The 20,194-nt window shown below is 70.6% G+C and carries 18 protein-coding genes and 1 pseudogene; 7 read left to right on the plus strand and 12 right to left on the minus strand.

The window, feature by feature from the left end; translation table 11 throughout:
- Positions 1-112: 112 nt before the first annotated feature.
- From hpt to dacB, 4 genes are all read right to left on the minus strand, one after another.
- Positions 113-664, minus strand: coding sequence for a hypoxanthine phosphoribosyltransferase (gene hpt / locus FJV46_RS05200; protein WP_087029221.1), 552 nt, complete (start codon positions 662-664; stop codon positions 113-115).
- Between the two features lie 3 nt (positions 665-667).
- On the minus strand, positions 668-1,762 hold the full coding sequence (tilS, locus tag FJV46_RS05205; RefSeq protein ID WP_179195218.1) for a tRNA lysidine(34) synthetase TilS: 1,095 nt from the start codon (positions 1,760-1,762) through the stop codon (positions 668-670).
- Positions 1,755-2,888: a zinc-dependent metalloprotease gene (locus tag FJV46_RS05210; RefSeq protein WP_087029220.1), complete on the minus strand. Its 1,134-nt coding sequence runs from the start codon at positions 2,886-2,888 to the stop codon at positions 1,755-1,757. Before FJV46_RS05210 ends, tilS begins: the two co-directional genes overlap by 8 nt.
- Positions 2,889-2,998: 110 nt before the next feature.
- A complete protein-coding gene (dacB, locus tag FJV46_RS05215; protein ID WP_232008540.1) occupies positions 2,999-4,435 on the minus strand; it encodes a D-alanyl-D-alanine carboxypeptidase/D-alanyl-D-alanine endopeptidase in 1,437 nt (478 codons plus the stop codon).
- A 178-nt stretch (positions 4,436-4,613) separates the two neighbouring features.
- On the opposite strand from dacB, the gene FJV46_RS05220 reads away from it, so the two are divergent.
- Both FJV46_RS05220 and FJV46_RS05225 read left to right on the plus strand, forming a co-directional pair.
- Positions 4,614-5,180 carry an inorganic diphosphatase gene (locus FJV46_RS05220; protein ID WP_087029415.1) on the plus strand — a complete coding sequence of 189 codons (567 nt, stop codon included), beginning with the start codon at positions 4,614-4,616 and terminating at the stop codon, positions 5,178-5,180.
- A gap of 116 nt (positions 5,181-5,296) precedes the next feature.
- Positions 5,297-5,926, plus strand: coding sequence for a hypothetical protein (locus tag FJV46_RS05225; RefSeq protein WP_087029218.1), 630 nt, complete (start codon positions 5,297-5,299; stop codon positions 5,924-5,926).
- A gap of 89 nt (positions 5,927-6,015) precedes the next feature.
- On the opposite strand, the gene FJV46_RS05230 is transcribed toward FJV46_RS05225, so the two are convergent.
- Positions 6,016-6,852 (minus strand): HAD family hydrolase, encoded by an 837-nt coding sequence (locus tag FJV46_RS05230; RefSeq protein WP_087029216.1) that lies wholly within the window; start codon positions 6,850-6,852, stop codon positions 6,016-6,018.
- A gap of 44 nt (positions 6,853-6,896) precedes the next feature.
- On the minus strand, positions 6,897-8,177 hold the full coding sequence (gene serS / locus FJV46_RS05235; protein WP_087029214.1) for a serine--tRNA ligase: 1,281 nt from the start codon (positions 8,175-8,177) through the stop codon (positions 6,897-6,899).
- A gap of 68 nt (positions 8,178-8,245) precedes the next feature.
- Here serS and FJV46_RS05240 point away from each other — a divergent pair, with 68 nt between their 5' ends.
- The gene (locus tag FJV46_RS05240; RefSeq protein ID WP_087029212.1) at positions 8,246-9,382 is read left to right on the plus strand and encodes a diacylglycerol/lipid kinase family protein; all 1,137 of its coding nucleotides are present in this window, start codon (positions 8,246-8,248) and stop codon (positions 9,380-9,382) included.
- Here the strand turns inward: FJV46_RS05240 and FJV46_RS05245 are convergent.
- The 4 genes from FJV46_RS05245 to FJV46_RS05260 form a co-directional block, all read right to left on the minus strand.
- The gene (locus FJV46_RS05245) at positions 9,379-9,726 is read right to left on the minus strand and encodes a hypothetical protein (RefSeq protein WP_087029210.1); all 348 of its coding nucleotides are present in this window, start codon (positions 9,724-9,726) and stop codon (positions 9,379-9,381) included. The two genes, FJV46_RS05240 and FJV46_RS05245, sit on opposite strands and share 4 nt — an antisense overlap.
- A 91-nt stretch (positions 9,727-9,817) precedes the next feature.
- Positions 9,818-10,792, minus strand: a complete 975-nt coding sequence (locus FJV46_RS05250; RefSeq protein ID WP_087029208.1) for a DNA topoisomerase IB — start codon at positions 10,790-10,792, stop codon at positions 9,818-9,820.
- Between the two features lie 89 nt (positions 10,793-10,881).
- A complete protein-coding gene (gene pheA, locus FJV46_RS05255; protein ID WP_087029206.1) occupies positions 10,882-11,814 on the minus strand; it encodes a prephenate dehydratase in 933 nt (310 codons plus the stop codon).
- A complete protein-coding gene (locus FJV46_RS05260; RefSeq protein WP_087029205.1) occupies positions 11,811-12,137 on the minus strand; it encodes a rhodanese-like domain-containing protein in 327 nt (108 codons plus the stop codon). Before FJV46_RS05260 ends, pheA begins: the two co-directional genes overlap by 4 nt.
- Positions 12,138-12,290: 153 nt before the next feature.
- Between FJV46_RS05260 and FJV46_RS05265 the strand changes: the two genes are divergently transcribed.
- From FJV46_RS05265 to FJV46_RS05275, 3 genes are all read left to right on the plus strand, one after another.
- The gene (locus FJV46_RS05265) at positions 12,291-13,697 is read left to right on the plus strand and encodes an amidase (protein WP_087029203.1); all 1,407 of its coding nucleotides are present in this window, start codon (positions 12,291-12,293) and stop codon (positions 13,695-13,697) included.
- Between the two features lie 45 nt (positions 13,698-13,742).
- Positions 13,743-15,206, plus strand: coding sequence for a peptide MFS transporter (locus FJV46_RS05270; RefSeq protein WP_197715704.1), 1,464 nt, complete (start codon positions 13,743-13,745; stop codon positions 15,204-15,206).
- Between the two features lie 132 nt (positions 15,207-15,338).
- Positions 15,339-16,862: a long-chain-fatty-acid--CoA ligase gene (locus FJV46_RS05275; RefSeq protein ID WP_087029199.1), complete on the plus strand. Its 1,524-nt coding sequence runs from the start codon at positions 15,339-15,341 to the stop codon at positions 16,860-16,862.
- Here the strand turns inward: FJV46_RS05275 and FJV46_RS05280 are convergent.
- Both FJV46_RS05280 and FJV46_RS15190 read right to left on the minus strand, forming a co-directional pair.
- Positions 16,852-18,063, minus strand: coding sequence for a glycerate kinase (locus FJV46_RS05280; protein WP_087029198.1), 1,212 nt, complete (start codon positions 18,061-18,063; stop codon positions 16,852-16,854). The two genes, FJV46_RS05275 and FJV46_RS05280, sit on opposite strands and share 11 nt — an antisense overlap.
- Before the next feature lie 199 nt (positions 18,064-18,262).
- The gene (locus FJV46_RS15190; protein WP_158250151.1) at positions 18,263-18,430 is read right to left on the minus strand and encodes a hypothetical protein; all 168 of its coding nucleotides are present in this window, start codon (positions 18,428-18,430) and stop codon (positions 18,263-18,265) included.
- A 115-nt stretch (positions 18,431-18,545) separates the two neighbouring features.
- Here FJV46_RS15190 and pgm point away from each other — a divergent pair.
- Positions 18,546-20,176: pseudogene (pgm, locus tag FJV46_RS05285) on the plus strand (phosphoglucomutase (alpha-D-glucose-1,6-bisphosphate-dependent)).
- Positions 20,177-20,194: the final 18 nt, after the last annotated feature.

The following is a 20,194-nucleotide window of genomic DNA, read 5'->3' on the forward strand; positions in this document are numbered from 1 at the left end:
CGAGCGTCCGCCTTAAAAGCACCTCAACATATACACCGTCTGAGATTCACCACGCGCGGATTGTGCCGATAGTTCCCTGTCGGCGTAGAGGGCGTGCGCCCCGTGGAACGGCCTATTCGTAGACGTGCGGCGCGAGGGTGCCGATGAAGTCGAGATTGCGGTACTTCTCCGCGAAGTCGAGGCCGTACCCCACCACGAACTCGTTCGGGATGTCGTAGCCGACGTACTTCACGTCGATATCCACCTTCGCGGCCTCGGGCTTGCGCAGGAGCGTGCAGATCTCCACCGACGCCGGCCCGCGGGAGAGGAGGTTCGCCTTCAGCCAGGACAGTGTGAGTCCCGAATCGATGATGTCCTCGGCGATGAGGACGTGCTTGCCCATGAGGTCCGTCTCGAGATCCTTCAGGATGCGCACCACGCCCGAGGACTGCGTCCCGGAGCCGTAGGAGGAGACCGCCATCCAGTCCATGGTGATGTGGGAGTGCAGCGCACGTGCGAGGTCAGCCATGACCATCACCGCACCCTTGAGCACTCCGACGAGGAGGATGTCGCGGCCCTCGTAGTCCTTGTCGATCTGCTGCGCCAGTTCGTTGATCCGTTGCTGGATCTCCTCCTTGGAATAGAGGACGTGCTTGAGATCTGACTGGACGTCGTTGGAATCCACGGGTCACTCCTGGGTTGGCCGGTGCGACTGCTTCACACCGGGGCCGTTGCTGCGATTGCTACTGAGGACAAGATTGCCATAGCTTGCTTCTCCCTGGAGAACCGCCCGCCCGCGGACCTGGCGGTGGACGCTCACCTTCCCGCCGAGCTGGACGGGCCCCGCGGAACCCTTCCGGTCCAGCAGTGACTCGGCGGCCCGCAGGCGCTCGAAGCTGGGCTGGTAGGCACCGAGCTCCAGGGCAGCCAGTGCGAGGACCCGCTGCCTCAGGGCAGCGGGCAACGCCAGCAGGCCGTCCTCGGGCAGCAGGAGAGTGCCATCCCCGCCGTCGATCCGCAGCGACCGGTAGGATTCCGCGCTCAAGCGCTCGAGGAGGTCCGCGTCCTGACCCAGAATTTGGGCGGAACGGGCGAGGGCTCGCGCGATGCCGGGACCGAGCTGGTCCTCGAGGAAGGGGAGCACCTCCACGCGGACGCGGGACCGGGCGAAGGCCGGGTCCTGGTTCGTGGGATCGTGCCAGGGCTCCAGGCCGTAGAAGGCGCAGATGGCCTCGGTCTCCTGGCGCCGCAGGTCGAGGAACGGCCGCAGGTACAGGCCGCGGCGGGGTGGCATGCCGGCCAGGGACCGGGTGCCGGAGCCGCGGGCGAGACCCAGGAGCACCTGCTCCGCCTGGTCGTCCAACGTGTGCCCGAGGAGGACGGCTGACGCATCGAGCCGGGCGGCGACGTCGTCGAGCGCGGCGTACCGTGCGCTCCGGGCGGACGCCTCCGGGCCCATGCCGTCCTTCCGCACCTCCACCCGACGGACCTCCACGGGGTCGAGGCCGAGCCCGCGAGCCGCGGCGGCAGCCCCCTCCGCAGCGCGGGCGCTGCCCTCCTGGAGGCCGTGGTCGACGACGACGGCACCCACGCGGCACCGGTCCGTCTGCGCGAAGTACGCAGCTACCGCGGCGAGCGCCAGCGAGTCCGGCCCACCGCTGCAGGCCACGAGGACGAGCGGCGTCCGACCCCCCGCGTCCGCCCGCAGCACGTCCCCGAGGCTCGCCTCCAGCATGTTGCGGGCCGTGCCGACGGCAGGAAGGAGCCGCGGACGCCTACCCATGGCGGCGCAGGCTCATCCTGTCGATCCACTCGTCCGGCGTGTGGATCTCCCGCTCGGTGGGCAGGTGCTCGGCCGACTCCCACACAGCATTGAACCCGTCCATGCCGGTCTGGCCGACCACGCGCCGCACGAACTTCGAGCCGTCACTGTACTGACGCATCTTCGCGTCCAGTCCCATGAGCTGACGGATGACCTTCTCGAGGGGGCCGCGGGACTTGCCGCGGGCATTGAAACGACGACGGATGGTCTTGACCGAGGGGACGATACTGCCGTCCACACCGTCCATGACGACGTTGGCGTGCCCCTCGAGCAGGCTCATGACCGCGGTCAGGTGGGACAGGAGGGCCTTGTCCTCGGGGTCCTGCAGGATGGACAGCACACCTGCCTCCTGCGGTGGGACGCCGTCCGTGCCCTCCCCCTTCCCGCGGGACCTGCCGGAGCCGATGGACTTCACCGCGGCGCCGAGCCGCTCGGAGAGGGAATCCGCCTTGCCCATCAGGCCCGTGGTCAACTGCCCGATGTGGGCCGTCATGTGGTCCTTCAGCCACGGGGCGGCGGCGAACTGCACGCGGTGCGTCTGCTCGTGCAGGCACACCCACAGACGGAAGTCGGAGGGATCGACATTCAACTCCCGCTCCACGGAGATGATGTTCGGGGCCACCAGCATGAGGCGACCGCCGGCGCCGTTGCGCGATGCGACGAAGGGATCGTACTGCCCGAGCACCTTGCTCGAGAGGAAGGCGAGGATGGCGCCGAGCTGCGCGCCGGTGAGGGTCCCGCCGAGTGCCAAGGACGCCGATGTCAGGATGTCCGGGCGTGTTGCCGCCAGCTGGTCCAGCGCAGGCTCCATGAGGGTGCGGAAACTCTGCGCGTTGGCCTTGGACCAGGACGCCCGGTCCACGATCAGCAGCTCCGAGTCGCGGAGGTCCCTGGCGGCGTCGAGGCGCGAGATGGCATGGACGTGGCCGACGGAGGCGTCCGCCAGCTCACGCATGTTCTGCACGGCACGGGCGATCTCGGCGGGCGTCATGGTGGGTCCGGCGGGGGTGAGGGACGCGGCGGTCGACGCCGCGATATCCCAGTTGACCAGCTGCGGGCGGGGTGCTGCGGAGGTGTTCCTGGACATGCGCCTATTCGATCACATCCTGCTGACGGAGGGTTCCGGGGACGTCGACCGTCCGTGGTCGGTGACCGACGGCGATCGTGACCGACACGACCGATACGACCGATGGTGCGTCAGCGGCACCCGCAGCCGGCGAGGACCGCGGCGGCCCGGTCTGCCGCTGCGCGGGCCTCCGCGGTGTTGCCGTCGAGTCCGGCCGCCAAAAAGGAGAACACGAGCAGGCGACCGTCCACGGTGACCACGTGGCCCGTAAGACCCGTGACCGCATTGAGCGTCCCGGTCTTCGCGCGCACGGTACCGGCTCCCGCCGCGGCAGGCTGGCCGGCGGTGAATCGCTGGGAGAGGGTCCCGGTCAGGCCCGCGACGGGCAGGGACCGCGCGACGACGGACAGACCGGGATCCGTCGATACCGTGGTTGCGCGGACCAGCGACGCGAGCTGGGCGGGGCTCACGGCGTTCCGGACGGACAGGCCGGCGGCGTCCCCGATCATGAGGCCCTCCGCGGCCACGCCCAGGTGCGTCGCGGCTGCACCCAGGGCGTCGGTGGCGCCCCCGAACGAGGCCGGGCGCCCGCTGCCCAGTGCTGCTGCCCGCGCGAGCGCCTCGGCGAGGTAGTTGTCGGAGACCTCCAGCATGCGCCGCACCTGGTCCTCGAGGGGCGCCGATGCGACAGCGGCGAGCACGTCGGCATCCTCCGGAGCCGGGCGGCGCTGCACCTCGCCCCCGACGGTGATCCCGCGCTCGGCGGCCGCAGCCGTGAGCGCATCGGCGAAGCTGCGCGCAGCAGCCAGGGCGGCGTCCTGCGAGCGCGGTCCGCCGGTGCGGCCCTCCTCGATCCACCCCGAGTTGATGGCGAGGGAGTGCACCGGGGCGATCTCCCCGGCCTCGATATCCCCCTCCGCCCAGGTCGGGTTGAGGAGGGCGCCGGTGAAGAGGCTGTCGTCGAGCAGCACGGTGTAGGGCCCGGACCCTGCCGGGAGCGCGGCCGCGGTCTCGGCGGCGAGGGTCCCGAGGCCTGCGCGGCCCACCACGGCGTCCGGCTCGGACCGTCCCGAGCCGAGGAGCACGTCACCGCCCCCCCGGAGATAGAGCGCCCCGGGCGTCGCCGTCGAGGTGAGGACCGACGTCGTCAGGACGGTGTCGGGCCGGTTGTAGGTCAGGGCAGCAACGGCAGTGAACAGCTTGAGCGTCGAGGCGGGGGCCTGGGCCCGTGCGGCGTCCCGGTCGTAGAGGACCGTGCCGTCGGCCGCATCGACGACCGTCCCGGCGAAGGAGCCCGGACCCGCCACCTCGAGGGCTGCGTCGAGCTGCCCCGCCAGAGCCGCCGGACCCGGCGTGGGCGCCGCCGTCGGGAGGGGCACGACGACGTGGGGCAGCGCCACCTCGGTCGGGGGTACCTGCAGCGCGGGCGGAACGGGCAACGGGGCGGGCGGCGGCGGATCGATCGCGGCGAGGACCGCGGGTGTGACATGGACAGCGGTCGGGACGGCCAGCGCCGCCATGGCGAGGACCAGCACCAACCCGCCCAGCAGGCGGCGCCATCGCTTCATCGGGTCCTTCCGCAAGGGCTTCCGGCCGGAGCGGCCGTCATGGTCGATGCCCCCCGAGCGGCGGCCGACCGATATGTTAGGGCTGACGATCAAACAGTAGCCCGGCCGGGCCGGCTTCCTCCGGAGGTCCGGCCGGCCCTGCGACCCGCACCATCGACCCACAGGAGTTGCCATGACCATGAAGCTCGACGTCACCATCGAGATCCCGAAGGGCTCGCGCGTCAAGTACGAGATCGACCACGAGACCCACCGCCTGCGCCTGGACCGGGTCCTCTTCACCGCCATGCAGTACCCCACGCACTACGGCTACTTCGAGAACACGCTCGGCGAGGACGGCGATCCGTTGGATGCGCTGGTCATGCTGCAGGACTTCGACCTCGTTCCGGGCGTGCTCGTGGAGTCCCGGCCCATCGGTGTCTTCAACATGACGGACGACGGCGGCGGCGACGCGAAGGTCCTCTGCGTCCCCGTCGACCCGCGCTTCGACCACATCCAGGACCTGAGCGATGTCTCGGACTTCCTCCTGGACGAGATCAAGCACTTCTTCACCAAGTACAAGGATCTCGAGCCCGGCAAATGGGTCGAAGCCGCCGACTGGGCCGGCCGCGAAGAGGCCGAGGCGGAGGTCGAGGCCTCCCTGCAGCGCTTCAAGGAGGCAGGCGAGGCCAGCGAGGTCGACGAGCCGCAGGGCCGCGACGTCGACGCCGAGGCGGAGAACACGACGGAGACGCCGGAAGGCCGCTAGGCCTGCCCACTGTCTGCCGCAGAAAGCTCCCGCAGCGCGTGCTGCTGCGGGAGCTTTCTGCGTTCAGATCAACCGGCTTCGGTTGTTTTCGGCCTCCCGCGCTTCATACTGAAGCCATGCCCTACGTCCTCACGATCAACCAGCGCGATTCCCGGGACGTCGGCGACCTCGTGGACGAGCTCCTGAAGGCCCTGCGGGACCTCCCGACCGTCGTCCCCTTCCAACGATCGGTGGGGGACGAGGTGCAGGGCGTTGTGGACAGCGCCACCACGGCCGTGGATGCCGCACTCCGGGCCATCCGCTCCAGGCGCTGGCACGTGGGGATCGGCGTCGGCGGACTGACCCCGCCGCTCCCGGAGCGGATCGTGGACGGGAGCGGCTACGGGCTGGTGTACGCCCGGCGCGCCGTCGACCGCGCACGGAAGACCGGCGAGCGCATCCCGCTCGCCGTGGAGGGGCCCGACGGCGCGATCGCCGCGGAGGCCGAGGCCGTGCTGCGCCTGCTCGGGCAGATCGTCCACACCCGGACGGACGCCGAATGGGCCGTCGTCGATCTCATGACACCCGGTGCCCGTGGACAGCAGAAGTACGTGGCGCAGGAGCTCGGCATCACCGCCCAGGCCGTGAGCCGCGCCGTCGTCCGCTCGCACTGGCTCGAGGAGTGGGCGACGCGGCCCGCGGCAGCCCGGCTGCTGGACCTCACACACGGACCGGCCACCCTGCCGGAGGCGAGCCTGGCGTACTGACGGCGCAGACCGGTGGGAAGCACGAGCGGGCGGCTGTCTCGCAGCACGGGGTGGTCGCCGCCCGAGAGTGGATCCGCCAAGCCGGGCGGTCAGACCAACGAGCGCAGGACCTTCGCGGCGCCGTCGTCGTACACGCTGCCCGTGATCTCGGAAGCGGCTGACCGTACCTCGTCCGGAGCCTGGCCCATGGCGACCCCGCGCCCCGCCCACTGCAGCATCTCGATGTCGTTGCGCCCGTCGCCCACGGCGACCGTGAAAGCGGGATCCGTGCCGATGCGTCGGCGCAGCACCTCGAGGGCGCTGGCCTTCGTCACTCCGGACGCCGCGATGTCCAGCCAGGCGGTCCACCCCACCGAGTAGGTGACCCCGTGCAGGCCGATCGACGCGACGGCGGCGCCGAACTCCTCGGCCGAACTGTCGGTGCTGAAGACCACCACGCGCACCGCACGGCTCCGGAGCATCTCCTCGAAGCCCACGTTCTCCGCCTCGGAGCCGAAGCTCGCGTCCTGGAAGCTCTCCGTGGAGAGGAAGCGCCCGCGATCGTCCTCGAGGGCGTACTTCGCGGACGGGAGTCGCTCGCGCAGTGCGCTCAGGGCCGGTTCCGGATCGAAGGTCACCCGTTCGAGGACCTCGAACCCCTCGTGCAGCGTCGCGTCGATGCGGAGTGTCACGCCGCCGTTGGAGCACACGGCGTAGCCCCGGGTGATCCCGAGGAGTTGGATGACGGGCAGGGTGGCGCCGAGCGATCTGCCCGTCGCGATGATGACGTCGTGCCCGGCCTCGATGACGGCCCGCGCGGCGTCGCGCACCTCCTCCGTCATGGCGCCCTCGTGGTCCACGAGGGTGCCGTCGACATCGAGGGCGATCAGATGGTGTGTTCGGTTCTCGTGCCGGTCATCGATGCCGGCAGTGGTCAAGGTACTCATACCTCAGTGAAGCAGACCCCGCCGACACCGGGGTAGGAGAACGCTCACAGTACCGGGAGCGTTTCCAGTCCGTTAATATAGGGGCGCAGTGCGGCCGGGACGGTGACCGAGCCGTCGGGATTCTGGTGGTGTTCGAGGATGGCGACGATCCAGCGCGTGGTGGCGAGCGTTCCGTTGAGGGTGGCCACGGCGCGGGTGCCTTTCTGGCCCTCGCCGTCCTGCCGCTCCCGGATGCCGAGCCGACGCGCCTGGAACGTGGTGCAGTTCGACGTCGAGGTCAGCTCCCGGTAGTCCCCCTGCGTGGGTACCCAGGCCTCGCAGTCGAACTTGCGGGCGGCGGACATGCCGAGATCGCCGGCGGCGGTGTCGATGACCCGGTACGGCAGTTCCACCTTCGCGAGCATCTGCTCCTCCCAGACGAGCATGCGCTCGTGCTCGGCCGCCGCGTCCTCGACCGTGGTGTAGGTGAACATCTCCACCTTGTTGAACTGGTGGACGCGGATGATGCCGCGGGTGTCCTTCCCGTGGGAGCCGGCCTCGCGGCGATAGCAGGACGACCAGCCTGCGTAGCGCGCGGGACCCGCGGTCAGGTCCAGGATCTCGTCGGAGTGGTAGCCGGCGAGCGCCACCTCGGACGTGCCGACAAGGTAGAGGTCGTCCTCCTCGAGGCGGTAGATCTCGGCGTCGTGCGCGATGTCGAAGCCCGTGCCCTGCATGGTCTCGGGCCGCACGAGCGTGGGGGTGATCATCGGGGTGAACCCGGCCTCCATGGCCTGGTCGAGCGCCATGCGCAGCAGGGCGATCTCCAGCCGCGCTCCGACGCCCTTGAGGAAGTAGAAACGGGAGCCGGACACCTTCGCGCCGCGCTCCATGTCGATGGCGCCGATCAGCTCGCCGATCTCGAGGTGGTCCCTCGGTTCGAACCCCTCGGTCGCGAAGTCCCGGGGTGTGCCGACCGTCCTGAGGACCACGTAGTCGTCCTCCCCGCCCTCGGGGACGCCGTCCTGGACGAGATTCGGCAGCTTCCGGAGCAGCGCCTCCTGCTCGGCCTTCGCCTCCTCGGACGTGGCGGCGGCAGCCTTGACGGACGCGGCCAGTTCCTTGACCTCGGCGAGGAGGGCCTGCTTCTCCTCGCCCCTGGCCTGGGCCACGCGCTTGCCGAAGGCGTTCTGCTCGGCCCGGAGCGTCTCGTAGGAGGTCACGGCCTCGCGACGCCTCGTGTCCGACGAGAGGATGGCGTCGACGAGCGACTCGTCCGCCCTGCGCGCGCGCTGTGATGCTCGGTACTGCTCGGGATTCAGGCGGAGGTCGTTGACGTCAATCACACGGTCAAGACTACCCAAACCCCTGCACGCCGCGGATCGCCCGCACCTCGCCGCTATTGTGGGTGACCATGCGCCGCAAACTACTCGCAGGGACGGCCGCGGCCTCCGCCGCCGCCGCGTCCCTGCAGACCTACTGGTCGGTCCGGCGGTTGCAGCAGACCCGTCCCCCTACCGCGTCGGTGCACGAATCGCTGCCCGTCGCCGAGGGGATGCAGCGCGTGGCCCTGGTGCTCAATCCGTCCAAACTGCAGGCCGGGGTGACGCGCGAACTCGTGGAGCGGTCGTGCTCCGACGCCGGATGGGAGCCGCCCCTGATCCTCGAGACCACGGTCGAGGACCCGGGGACCGGGCAGGCCCTGCGGGCGCTGGAGGCGGGCGCCGACGTCGTCGTCGCTGCGGGCGGGGACGGCACCGTGCGCGCTGTCGCGCAGGCCCTCGCGCACCGCCCGGCAGCTTTGGGGCTCCTGCCGCTTGGCACCGGGAATCTCCTGGTGCGCAATCTGGGCCTGCCCTACCACGACATCGCCGGGTGCCTGCGGATCGCCCTGCACGGACATGAGCGACGCATCGACATGGCGCGTATCACCCTGCGCAACGACCAGTTGGGGACCAGCTCGGAGCATCCGTTCCTCGTGATGGGCGGCGTGGGCTTCGACGCCAGCGTGGTGGCCGACGCGAAGCAGGACCTCAAGGAGAAGTTCGGGTGGCTCGCCTACAGCGAGGCCGGCGTGCGCCACCTGCCGGGGCGCCGCCGACGCATCTCGATCAGCCTCGACGGGCAGCCCCCGCAGAGCCGCAAGGTGCGCAGCCTGCTCGTGGCGAACTGCGGGAAGCTGCCGGCCGGCGTGGACTTCGTGCCGAACGCGGTGATCGACGACGGCTTCCTCGACGTGGTGGTCCTCAGCCCGCGCAGCCTGCTCGGCTGGACCTGGATGGCGGCGAAGATCCTGCTCCGGCACCGCGGCGGCACCCCGGTCATCAGTTACTACCGTGCGCGGGAGGTGACGGTGTGGTCGGGCGATCCCATCGCCACCCAGCTCGACGGCGACGCCGCCGGTGCCACGACGTCCATGACCGCCCGGGTGGACCCGGATGCGCTGATGGTCCGGGTGCCGGCGCCGGCACCCGGACCATCAGGGTCCACTTCGGTCCTGCCGCTCCCGGACCTCCAGAGGCGGTGGCAGCGGCTGGTGCGCCGCTCCTAGCGGTTGCGGTCCGTGTACTCGCCCTCACCCTCGGGGGCCTCGACGAGGGGCTTGTCCTTGTCGGTGTATTCGCCCTCCTCGGCAGGGTCCTGCGAGGACGTGAAGCCTCCCGATGCGCCGGCGGGATCGCTACTCGTGTAGTGGCCCTCCTGCTCGGCTGCCTCGACGGCCTCCGAAGGATCGCGGTCCGCGCGGTCGGACTGCTCGTTGATCAGGGCCTGCTCCTCGGCGAACCGCAGGTCATTGCCCTGGTCCCCCGTGTCGCCGTGCCAGTTGGGATCCGACGTCGAGCCGTCACCCTCGTTGGGATTGACGATGTGTCCTCCATGGGCGTTCTCGGTCATGGTGCTGCCTTTCGTCGAAGGATGCGCTCCTCGTTGGGCGCCCGCTGCCAGCGTACTGACCATCGGGGTGGTTGGAAACGAGCTGCAGCGCTCAGTCGCGCAGCAGCTCCTGCACGGCCTTCTCGGAGGCCGAGTAGGTGGCGATCGGGATGACCTCACCGCTCATGAAGCGGTCCACCAGCCGGGGGTCCACATAGGAGCTGCGCGCCACCGTCGGGGTGTTGCCGAGGTGGTCCGCGACGGCCTTCATCGTGGCGGTGACCGCCTTCTGCCGCGCCGTCCGGGTGGTGGCCCCGACGTCCTCCTTCGCGAGCGCCATGGCGGCGACCACCGTGGCCTGCCAGGTCCGGAAGTCCTTGGCCGTGAAGGGTCCGCCCGTGACCTGGCGGAGGAACTCGTTCAGCTGCGCGCCGTCGACGTGGTGCCATGCGCCGTTGTCGGACTGATAGGCGAGGACGGTGTCCGCAGCCTCGCGCCCCACCATGGGACGCAGGGCGGCGGCGAGATCCTCGTCCTCGAGCCGCGTGTCCCAGTGCTGGCCGCTCTTGCCCGGGAAGTCGAAGACGATCACGTTCCCGTCGATGGTGCAGTGCTCCACGAGCAGCGTGGTGACCCCGAAGGACCCGTTGGCCTCCGCGTACTGTGCGGACCCGATCCTCAGCGCTCCGGAGTCGACGATTCGCAGTGCGGCCGCGAAGGCGCGCTCGCGCTGCACGCCGTCGCTCCTGAGATGCTGGGTGATGGCACGGCGGGCACTCGGGAGCTTCGCGCCGAAATCGAGCGCGCGGTCGAACTTCTCGCGGTCCTTCTGCTCGCGCCAGGCCGGGTGGTACATGTACTGGCGGCGACCGGCGTCGTCCGTGCCGATGGCCTGGACGTGCCCGTTCGGGTAGGGCGCGATCCACACGTCCTTCCAGGCCGGCGGGATGACGAGGTCCTTGATGCGCTCGATCTCCTCGCGGTCCTGCAGGAGTTCGCCGCTCGGGGCGCGGTAGCTGAAGCCCTTGCCGTGCCTGCGGCGGGAGATACCGGGCCTGCGCGTGTTGCTGCGGCGCAATCGAGCCATCACGTGAACCAGCCTTCGAGTCGGGTGGACCTTAGATGGTAAGCCTACTGTGCTTTTGCCCCGTCGGACGCCCCGTTCCCCGTCGGCTGTCAGCGCCCTCCGAGGATGTCCCCGAGCCACCCGTCCGCGGCCGCGAAGGCGTCGTCCGAGGTGTGGCGCTCGACGGCGGGCGAACGCCGGTCCGCGCGCGCGTAGGAGCCGAGGAACCTGAGACCCGGGCTGATCCGGTGGAGTCCCTTGAGTGCGTCCGCCACGCGGGCGTCCTCGACGTGGCCGTCCGCGTCCACGCTGAAGAAGTAGTCTCCGAGGAACTGTCCCGTGGGCCGCGACTCGATCCGGCTCAGGTTCACCCCGCGCGCGGCGAACTGGTCCAGGATCTGCATGAGGGCGCCCGGGTGGTCCTCGGGCAGCGGGATCACGAGGGTGGTCTTGTCCGCTCCCGTCCGTGGCGGGAGGTCCTCCGGCCGCCCGACGAGGACGAACCGGGTCACGGCGTCGGTGACGTCGCCGATGTCCCGCGCGAGGACCGCGAGCCCGAGGCGCTCCGCCACCAGGGGTGAGCAGATGGCGGCGTCGTAGCCCTCCTCACCCTCGGCGAGTCCGTGAGCGGCAGCGGCGGTCGACGACGCAGGGAAATATTCCGCGTCCGAGATATTCGTATCGACCCAGGTGCGGCACTGGGCCCAGGCGTGACCGTGCGTCGCGATCCGCCGGACGTCGCCTAGCCCCGCGCCCGGCCTGCCCGCGAGCACGAACGTGATGGGGACGAGCTCCTCGCGAAGGATCCGCAGCGGAGCGCCGACGGCAATGGCGTCGAGGGTGGCACTGACACCCCCCTCGACCGAGTTCTCGATCGGCACCATCGCGGCGTCCACCGAGCCCGCACGGACGGCGTCGAGCGCCGAGCCGACGGTGAGCGCCGGTACGCGCCGCGCACCACCCGCACCGGGGACCTGGAGCAGCGCCGCCTCGGTGAAGGTGCCCTCCGGGCCGAGATAGGTGTAGGAGGACGGCGGTGTCACAGGACGGCGGGCTCGCTGCCCGTCTCGGACACCATCGGCCGCCCGGCCTCGAGCCACGCCCCCATGCCCCCACTCACGTTGATGGCCGTGTAGCCGTGGCTCTCGAGCCACTCGGCCGCCCGCTGGGACCTGCCGCCGGCCCGGCAGATCACGTGCAGGTCCTCGTCCGGATCGAGTTCCCCGAAGCGCTCGGGGAGCTGATCGAGCGGGATGTGCACGGCACCGTCGATATGGCCGGCCTCCCACTCGTAGTCCTCGCGGACGTCGAGGACACGGGCGTCGCCGGGCACTGCTGTCACCGGCACGTTCTGTGGTTCGCTCATCCGCCTACCTTGCCACGCTGCGGCCCGGCAGGCCATTGCTACGGCGCCCGCGCAGGCTCCCTATAGTTGACCCTGTTGATCCACCTGTCCCCTTCGACGTCCAGGGCCCGCGGCGCGGCGTGCCCGTCATCGGCCGCCACCCCTGGAGTACCCATGAGCGAACTGCACGACCTTCCGGCCCTGGCCCTCAGGGACGCGCTGGCCCGCGGTGAGGTGAGCGCCCGTGAGGTGACGGAACACTTCCTCCGCCGCATCGACGCCCTGAACCCCGGCCTCTCCTCCTTCGTCACGGTCACCCACGACGACGCCCTCCGTGCGGCCGACCACGCCGACCGCCTGCTCGCCTCCGGCGTGGCCGTGGGTCCGCTGCACGGCATGCCGCTCGCCCACAAGGACCTAACCGACGTCGCCGGGGTGCGGACCACGCTCGGCACGGCAGCACTCGAGCCTGCAGTGGCGCAGAAGGACGCACCCCTGGCGTCGGTGCTGCGACGCTCGGGCGCCATCAGTCTCGGCAAGACGCAGGTGCCCGAGTTCGGCCTGAGCTGCTACAGCGAGAACCGTATCGCCCCGCCGGCCCGCAACCCCCTCGATCCGCGGCTGAGCCCTGCAGGCTCCTCCGGCGGAAGTGCGGCCGCCGTGGCGGCGCGCATGATCCCCTTCGCCCCGGGAACGGACGGCGGCGGCTCGGTGCGGATCCCCGCAGCCGCGACCGGCCTCGTGGGACTGAAGCCGAACCGCGGCCGGGTGCCCTCGGGTTCGGGACAGGCCGACCTGGGCCAGTTCGTCGTCGCGGGTCCCCTCGCCCACTCAGCGGCCGACGCCGGGCTGCTCCTCGATGCCCTGGTCCGCGAGCCGAACTACCGGCCCACGAGCGCCGCCTCGCGCTACCCCGGCAGCTATGTCGATGCGGCTCTCCGGGGCGAGGGGAGGTTCAGGATCGGCGTGAGCACGGTCTCGCCGTTCTCCGGCGCCGAGGAATTCGCGGGGGGCCTCGACCTCGACAGCGCGGCCGTCGACTCCTTCCACGCCGGCATCCGGCTCCTGCAGGGCGCCGGGCACGACGTCGTCGACGCCGACCTCACGTACGACAGCCGCTACCACGAGGCCTTCCAGCTCGTCTGGACCGCCGGGCTCGCCACCGCCGCCTTCCCGCCCGAGCGGGAAGAGCGCCTCATGGACATCACGCGCGTGCTGCGCCGCCGGGCGCTCGGCCGGAGCACGGCCGACCTCGCCGGAGCGGTGGACGTCCTCCGGCAGTTCGAGTACGACACCATCCGCCAGTACGCGCGGTACGACATGATCCTGACGCCCGCCGTCGCGATGACTCCCCGACCGATCGGCTGGTACACCGATGCCGACGGCGACACGGACTACCTGCGCCAGTGCCGCTACTCCCCCTACACCTCGATGGTCAACGTCTGTGGCCTGCCGGCCGTCACGGTGCCCACCCTTCGCCTTCCCGACGGGCTGTCGATGAGCGTGCAGCTCATCGGACGGCCGGGCGAGGAGGCCCAGCTCCTCGCCGTGTCAGCACAGATCGAGGCACTCCGGCAGTAATCCTCGAATTGTGCTTCCCTCCCGGGCCGCGGCACCATGGATGGAATGAGCGCACCCCAGCAGACCGCCGCCACCGGCGGGAAAACGTTCTTCGGTCACCCGCGCATGCTCGCGAACCTCTTCAGCGTGGAGTTGTGGGAACGCTTCTCCTTCTACGGGATGCAGGCGCTGCTCCTCTACTACATGACGTACTCGCTGGCGGAGGGCGGGCTCGGCCTCGACGCCGGTGTGGCCGCAGGACTCGTCGGCGCGTACGGCGGAGGCGTCTACCTGTCCACGATCCTCGGGGCATGGCTCGCCGACCGCGTGCTCGGCTCGGAACGCGTCCTGTTCTTCTCCGCGATCATCATCATGAGCGGGCACATCGCCCTCGCCCTGCTGCCCGGAGCGGTGGGCCTCGCGATCGGCCTGGTCCTCGTCGGCGTCGGTTCGGGCGGGCTGAAGGCGAACGCCTCCTCGCTCGTCGGGACGCTCTACGCTCCCGGCGACGACCGCCGCGACGCGGGCTTCTCCATCTTCTACATGGGCATCAACATCGGTGCCCTCGTGGGCCCCCTGCTCACCAACCTCGCCTGGGACGCCTACGGCTTCCACGTGGGCTTCGGCCTCGCCGCGATCGGCATGGCAGCGGGACTCGTGCAGTACGCGGCGGCCCGCAAGAACCTGCCGCCCACGGCGCACGATGTCGAGAATCCCCTGCCGCGCAGCGCATACCGGCACTGGATCCTGATCGCCGCCGCCGCCGTCGTCCTGATCGCCGTGGTCGTCGCCACCGGCCTGCTCGACGCCGGGAACCTCGCGAACGTCATGGCCTACACCGCGATCGCCGCGACGATCGCCTACTTCGCGGTGATCCTCACGAGCCGCAGGGTCACCGCTGTGGAGCGTCGGCGCGTGTACTCGTTCATGCCGTTGTTCGTCGCGAGTGCCGCCTTCTGGTCGCTGTTCCAGCAGCAGTTCACCGTGGTGGCGCTGTACTCCGAGAGCCGCCTGGACCGGAACCTGTTCGGCTGGGAGATGCCTCCGGGCATGGTGCAGTCCATCAATCCGGTGTTCATCATCGTCTTCGCGGGCATTTTCGCGGCGGTCTGGACACGCCTCGGCAGCCGCCAGCCGTCGTCGCCCGTGAAGTTCGCCCTCGGGTTGATGGTGATGGGTCTGGCCTTCCTGGCGTTCATCCCCTTCGCGGGCGGCGGTCCGAACACCACGCCGCTGCTCGGCCTGGCGGGGATCCTGCTGCTGTTCACCTGGGCGGAACTGTTCATCTCCCCCATCGGCCTGTCCGTGACCACCAAGCTGGCACCCGAGGCATTCCGGACGCAGATGCTGGCCCTGTTCTTCCTCTCCATCTCGCTCGGCACCACGGTGTCCGGGCTCCTCGCCGGCTTCTACTCGGAGGAGACGGAGGTGCCGTACTTCGCGTTCAGCGGCATCACCGCGCTGATCCTCGGTGGCGCCCTCCTCGCCGCTGCACCGGTGATCCGCAGGTCGATGAGCGGGGTCCGCTAGGCCCGCGGCGGCCCCTGTTGCGCCGCCGCGCGCGATCCCACAGACTTCTACCCACCGGTAACTTCCGCAGCGGGAGCCACCGGTCGCCTGGGCAGTCGCTCCAGCAGTCGTCGAAGGATCAAAGGAGATCGCGTGTCGAACCTCGCCAACAATCTTGTCGCCACCGCCACGAGAAGCCCCTCGGCGGTCGCTATCAAGCTCGACGACGTGGAGGTCACGTTCGGCGCCCTCGAGGTGCTCAGCCAGAAGGTCGCGACGCTCCTCATCGAGCACGGCGTGCAGCGCGGTGATCGGGTGGCGCTCGTCATGCCCAACATCCCGCAGATGGCCTTCGTCTACTACGGGGTGCTCCGGGCCGGCGCCGTCGTGGTCCCGCTCAATCCACTTCTCAAGGGCCGCGAGGTCGCCTACCACCTGACGAACTCCGGCGCCCGGCTGGTCTTCGCGTGGGAGGGCATCATCGCCGAGGCGCAGGCCGGGGCGGACGCGGCCGGAACGGAGGCCGGCGGGGAGGTCACCGTGATCACCGTGGACAGTGGCGCGTTCATGCAGCAGGTCTCCGGCGCCGAGCCGACGCCGGGCGTCGTGGAGGTCGATGGCGAGGACACCGCCGTGGTGCTCTACACCTCGGGCACCACGGGCCGGCCGAAGGGCGCCACGCTCTCCCACACCAACCTCTCCCGGAACACGGAGATCTCCCGCGACCTCATGAAGACCGCCGAGGGTGAGGTGCTCTTCGGCGGGCTGCCGTTCTTCCACATCTTCGGGCAGACGTGCGCGCTCAACGCGGCCGTGCTCACGGGCGCCACCGTCACCCTGCTCCCGCGCTTCGAGCCCGGCAAGGCCCTGGAGATCATCGCCCGCGACCGCGTCACGATCTTCGAGGGCGTACCCACGATGTACATCGCGATGCTCCGCCACGGCTCCGTCAAGGACACGGATCTGTCCTCCGTGCGCGTGGCCGTCTCGGGCGGCTCGGCACTGCCGGTGGAGGTGCTGCACGAGTTCGAGCGCGTCTTCGGTGCCGAGCTCCTGGAGGGCTACGGCCTGTCCGAGACCTCGCCGATCGTCAGCTTCAACCGTGCGGGCGAGCTCCGGAAGCCCGGTTCCATCGGCACGCCGGTGGATGGGGTCGAGGTCCGGATGCTCGACCCCGAGGGCACCGAGGTGGCCCAGGGCGAGGTGGGCGAGCTCGCCGTCCGTGGCCACTGCGTCATGAAGGGCTACTGGGAGAACGAGGACGCCACCGCGGCCGCGATTCCCGACGGGTGGTTCCGCACCGGCGACCTCGCACGGATCGACGAGGACGGCCTCATCTTCATAGTGGACCGCAAGAAGGACGTGATCCTCCGCGGCGGGTACAACGTGTACCCGCGCGAGGTGGAGGAGGTGCTGTACGAGCACCCGGCGGTGGCCGAGGCCGCCGTGATCGGCGTACCGGATGACCTGCACGGCGAGGAGATCGTCGCGGTCATCGGCATCAAGGCCGAGCACGCACCCGCCGACGACGCCGCGAAGGAAGCCCTCGCCGCGGGGATCGTCGACTTCGCGAAGGACCGCGTGGCCGCCTACAAGTACCCGCGCCGTGTGGTGCTCGTCGACGCCCTGCCCAAGGGCCCCACGGGCAAGATCCTCAAGCGCGAGATCACGGTCTGACGCCGGGGCCGGTCCGCGCGGCGGCGAACACCCCGTACACGTGCGCGGCGGTCTCCTCCATCAGGATCCCCGCATCCCGGATGAGGTCCTCGAGCTGCAGCGGACCCGTGGCGAGGGAGAAGGCCGCGGCGAGTCCGGCGTCCTGCACCTGGGCGGCCCCGAGCTGCACGCGCCCTGCGATCGCGACGACGGCGCAGGTGGCGGGAGCGTTCTCGACGACGGCCTGCACCACCTTGCCGCCCAGGGACTGCGAGTCGAAGGACCCCTCGCCGGTCAGCACGAGGTCGGCGTCGGCGAGCGCCGCGGCGAGCCCGACGGCATCGGCCACGAGCGCCGAGCCCGGGACGATCTCCGCGGCGAAGAAGGCGACCAGCACGGCGGCCAGCCCACCGGCGGCCCCCATGCCGGGCAGGTCGACGACGTCGACGCCCGTCGCCTCCGCGAGGACCCGCGCGAGATGTGCCAGCCCGTGGTCCAGGACGGCGACGTCCCCGGACGTGGCGCCCTTCTGCGGACCGAAGACGGCGGCCGCGCCGCGGGGACCGCACAGCGGGTTGTCGACGTCGACCGCGATGCGCCAGCGGGTGGCCGCGGCCCGGGGATGGAGCCCGGCGAGGTCGATGCGGGCGAGTGCTGCGAGCGACCCGCCACCCGGCGGGAGCAGGTTCCCGTCCCGGTCGAGGAAACGCGCGCCCAGGGCGGACAGGAGCCCCACCCCGCCGTCCGTCGTCGCCGACCCGCCGACGCAGAGCAGGATCTCCTCGGCGCCGTCGTCGAGGAGGCGAGCGGCGATCTCGCCGACGCCGTAGCTCGTGGCGGAGAGGGCATCGAGCGGGAGATCCGCCACGAACGGCAACCCGTTCGCCTCGGCCGCCTCGAGGACGCCTCGGGTCGGTCGGCCGGAGCCTGCGGGGCGGGCCGAGAGGCCGTAGCGCGCCGTGCGCGGCCGACCGGCTGCGTCGTGGCAGGCCACGCTCCGCGATGCGGCACCCCACGCCGCGAGCAGGGCGTCTAGGGTGCCCTCGCCGCCATCGGCCAGGGGCGCCAGCACGACGTCGGGCGCCGGGTGCCCGAGCCGGCGCGCCGCCCCTGCCACACCCCGTGACATGGCGAGGGCAGCCTCCGCTGCCGGGAGGCTGCCCTTGAGCGAGTCGGGCGCGAGGACGATCCTGAGTGGGCGGGGCTGCACGGGCGTGATCACCCGTCCACCCTAACCGCGGGCCCTGCGGAGCGGCGCCCGATCGCGTCCGTCTCCCTCCGGCCTCTCCACGGCGCCACGGCGCCAGATCCCGTCCGTCTCCCTCCGGCGTCGTCACATCACGGTGCCCGACGACGCCGCGGAGGGCGTGCCGGCGCGGCAGGCGGGTCAGCGCGCCAGGCGGGTCATCGCCTCAGGAGTGTCAGACGGTCGAACCGCCGTCGTTGTCCGCCTCGAAGTCGGGGGCCACTTCCTCGTCCGTGCCCGGTCCGCCGTATCCACCCGCGAGTTGCTCGTCGAGGGTGCCGGCCTTCTCGGCGCCCTGCTCCTCGGGATCGCCGGTAGGGGTTTCGCTGGAATTCTCGCTCATGGTGTCGCCTTCCGATCGCGTCTCCACCCGGACCGGGTGACCATCCTCAGCTTACTGATGATCAGTCGGCGGGCAACCGGGTGTAATCGGCGGCGTTCTTTGAGATGCTGGGGCCATGGCTAACCGAGCGGGCACCGTTGCCCTTCCCAGCGACCTCGTAGACGTGACCAGTCTGCTCGACGCGTATTTCGAGCAGACGCCCGATCTCGCCGATCCCGCGCAGCGCGTGGCGTTCGGCACATCGGGACACCGCGGCTCTTCCCTGAAGTCGTCCTTCAACGAGGGGCACATCGCGGCGATCACCCAGGCGATCGTCGAGTACCGGGCGGGGCAGGGCATCAGCGGGCCGCTCTTCATGGGCAAGGACACCCACGCGCTCTCCGAGCCGGCGCAGAACACGGCCCTGGAGGTCCTCGCGGCCAACCACGTGACCGTGCTCATCGATGCGCGTGGCGCCTACACTCCCACGCCGGCCGTCTCGCACGCCATCCTCACCTACAACGCGACGCGCACCGAGCAGGCGGATGGGATCGTGATCACCCCGTCCCACAACCCCCCGGCGGACGGCGGCTTCAAGTACAACCCTCCGCACGGGGGCCCCGCGGACTCCGACGCCACCACGTGGATCGCGAACCGCGCCAACGAACTGCTCGAGGGCGGACTGCAGGGCGTCCGGCGGATGCCGCTCGCGCAGGCCCGCACCGCCGAGGGGATCAGTTCCTACGACTTCCTGCAGCACTACGTCGACGATCTCCCCTCGGTGCTGGATCTCGACGCCATCCGCTCCGCGAACGTGCACATCGGCGCCGATCCCATGGGTGGTGCAGCCGTGGACTACTGGGGGCCATCGGCGAGCGCCACAACCTGAACCTGACGGTGGTCAACCCGACGGTGGATCCGCAGTGGGCGTTCATGACCCTCGACTGGGACGAGAAGATCCGGATGGACTGCTCCTCCCCGCACGCCATGGCTTCGCTGATCAAGCAGGCGGGCCAGTTCGACATCGCGACGGGCAACGACGCCGATGCCGATCGCCACGGCATCGTCACGCCCGACGCCGGGCTCATGAACCCGAACCACTATCTCGCCGTCGCCATCCAGTACCTCTATGCGCACCGGCCCCAGTGGCGCGCCGACGCCGTGATCGGCAAGACCCTCGTCTCCTCGTCGATCATCGACCGCGTCGCCGCTGACCTCGGGCGCGTGCTGCAGGAGGTCCCCGTGGGCTTCAAGTGGTTCGTCCCGGGCCTGTTGAGCGGTGAACTGGCCTTCGGCGGCGAGGAGTCCGCCGGTGCGTCCTTCCTCCGCCTCGACGGCACCCCGTGGAGCACCGACAAGGACGGCATCCTGCTGGCACTGCTGGCCTCGGAGATCACCGCCGTGACCGGGAAGACGCCCTCGCAGCACTACGGCGCGCTGACCGATCGTTTCGGTGCGCCCGTGTACGCGCGGATCGACGCCGCCGCCACGCGGGAGCAGAAGGCCGCACTGGGCAAGCTCGCGCCGTCGGACGTGACCGCCACGACCCTGGCCGGCGAGGAGATCACGGCACGCCTGACCGAGGCGCCCGGCAACGGCGCTCCCGTGGGCGGCCTCAAGGTCACGACCGAGAACGCCTGGTTCGCGGCCCGCCCGTCCGGCACCGAGGACGTCTACAAGATCTACGCCGAGTCCTTCCGCGGCGAGGAGCACCTCCGGCAGGTGCAGGCCGAGGCGAAGGCCCTGGTGGACGGCGTGATCAGCTGAACCTGGCGTGCCCGGGCG

This window comes from Arthrobacter agilis (genome assembly GCF_006494655.1).
Classification (GTDB): Bacteria; Actinomycetota; Actinomycetes; order Actinomycetales; family Micrococcaceae; genus Arthrobacter_D; species Arthrobacter_D agilis.

Excerpts from the sequence above, each read along its gene's own strand:
- tilS (WP_179195218.1), bottom strand. The coding sequence starts at position 1,762 with ATGGGTAGGCGTCCGCGGCTCCTTCCTGCCGTCGGCACGGCCCGCAAC.
- FJV46_RS05210 (WP_087029220.1), bottom strand. The coding sequence starts at position 2,888 with ATGTCCAGGAACACCTCCGCAGCACCCCGCCCGCAGCTGGTCAACTGG.
- dacB (WP_232008540.1), bottom strand. The coding sequence starts at position 4,435 with ATGAAGCGATGGCGCCGCCTGCTGGGCGGGTTGGTGCTGGTCCTCGCC.
- FJV46_RS05220 (WP_087029415.1), top strand. The coding sequence starts at position 4,614 with ATGAAGCTCGACGTCACCATCGAGATCCCGAAGGGCTCGCGCGTCAAG.
- FJV46_RS05225 (WP_087029218.1), top strand. The coding sequence starts at position 5,297 with ATGCCCTACGTCCTCACGATCAACCAGCGCGATTCCCGGGACGTCGGC.
- FJV46_RS05230 (WP_087029216.1), bottom strand. The coding sequence starts at position 6,852 with ATGAGTACCTTGACCACTGCCGGCATCGATGACCGGCACGAGAACCGA.
- FJV46_RS05240 (WP_087029212.1), top strand. The coding sequence starts at position 8,246 with ATGCGCCGCAAACTACTCGCAGGGACGGCCGCGGCCTCCGCCGCCGCC.
- FJV46_RS05245 (WP_087029210.1), bottom strand. The coding sequence starts at position 9,726 with ATGACCGAGAACGCCCATGGAGGACACATCGTCAATCCCAACGAGGGT.
- FJV46_RS05250 (WP_087029208.1), bottom strand. The coding sequence starts at position 10,792 with ATGGCTCGATTGCGCCGCAGCAACACGCGCAGGCCCGGTATCTCCCGC.
- FJV46_RS05260 (WP_087029205.1), bottom strand. The coding sequence starts at position 12,137 with ATGAGCGAACCACAGAACGTGCCGGTGACAGCAGTGCCCGGCGACGCC.
- FJV46_RS05265 (WP_087029203.1), top strand. The coding sequence starts at position 12,291 with ATGAGCGAACTGCACGACCTTCCGGCCCTGGCCCTCAGGGACGCGCTG.
- FJV46_RS05270 (WP_197715704.1), top strand. The coding sequence starts at position 13,743 with ATGAGCGCACCCCAGCAGACCGCCGCCACCGGCGGGAAAACGTTCTTC.
- FJV46_RS15190 (WP_158250151.1), bottom strand. The coding sequence starts at position 18,430 with ATGAGCGAGAATTCCAGCGAAACCCCTACCGGCGATCCCGAGGAGCAG.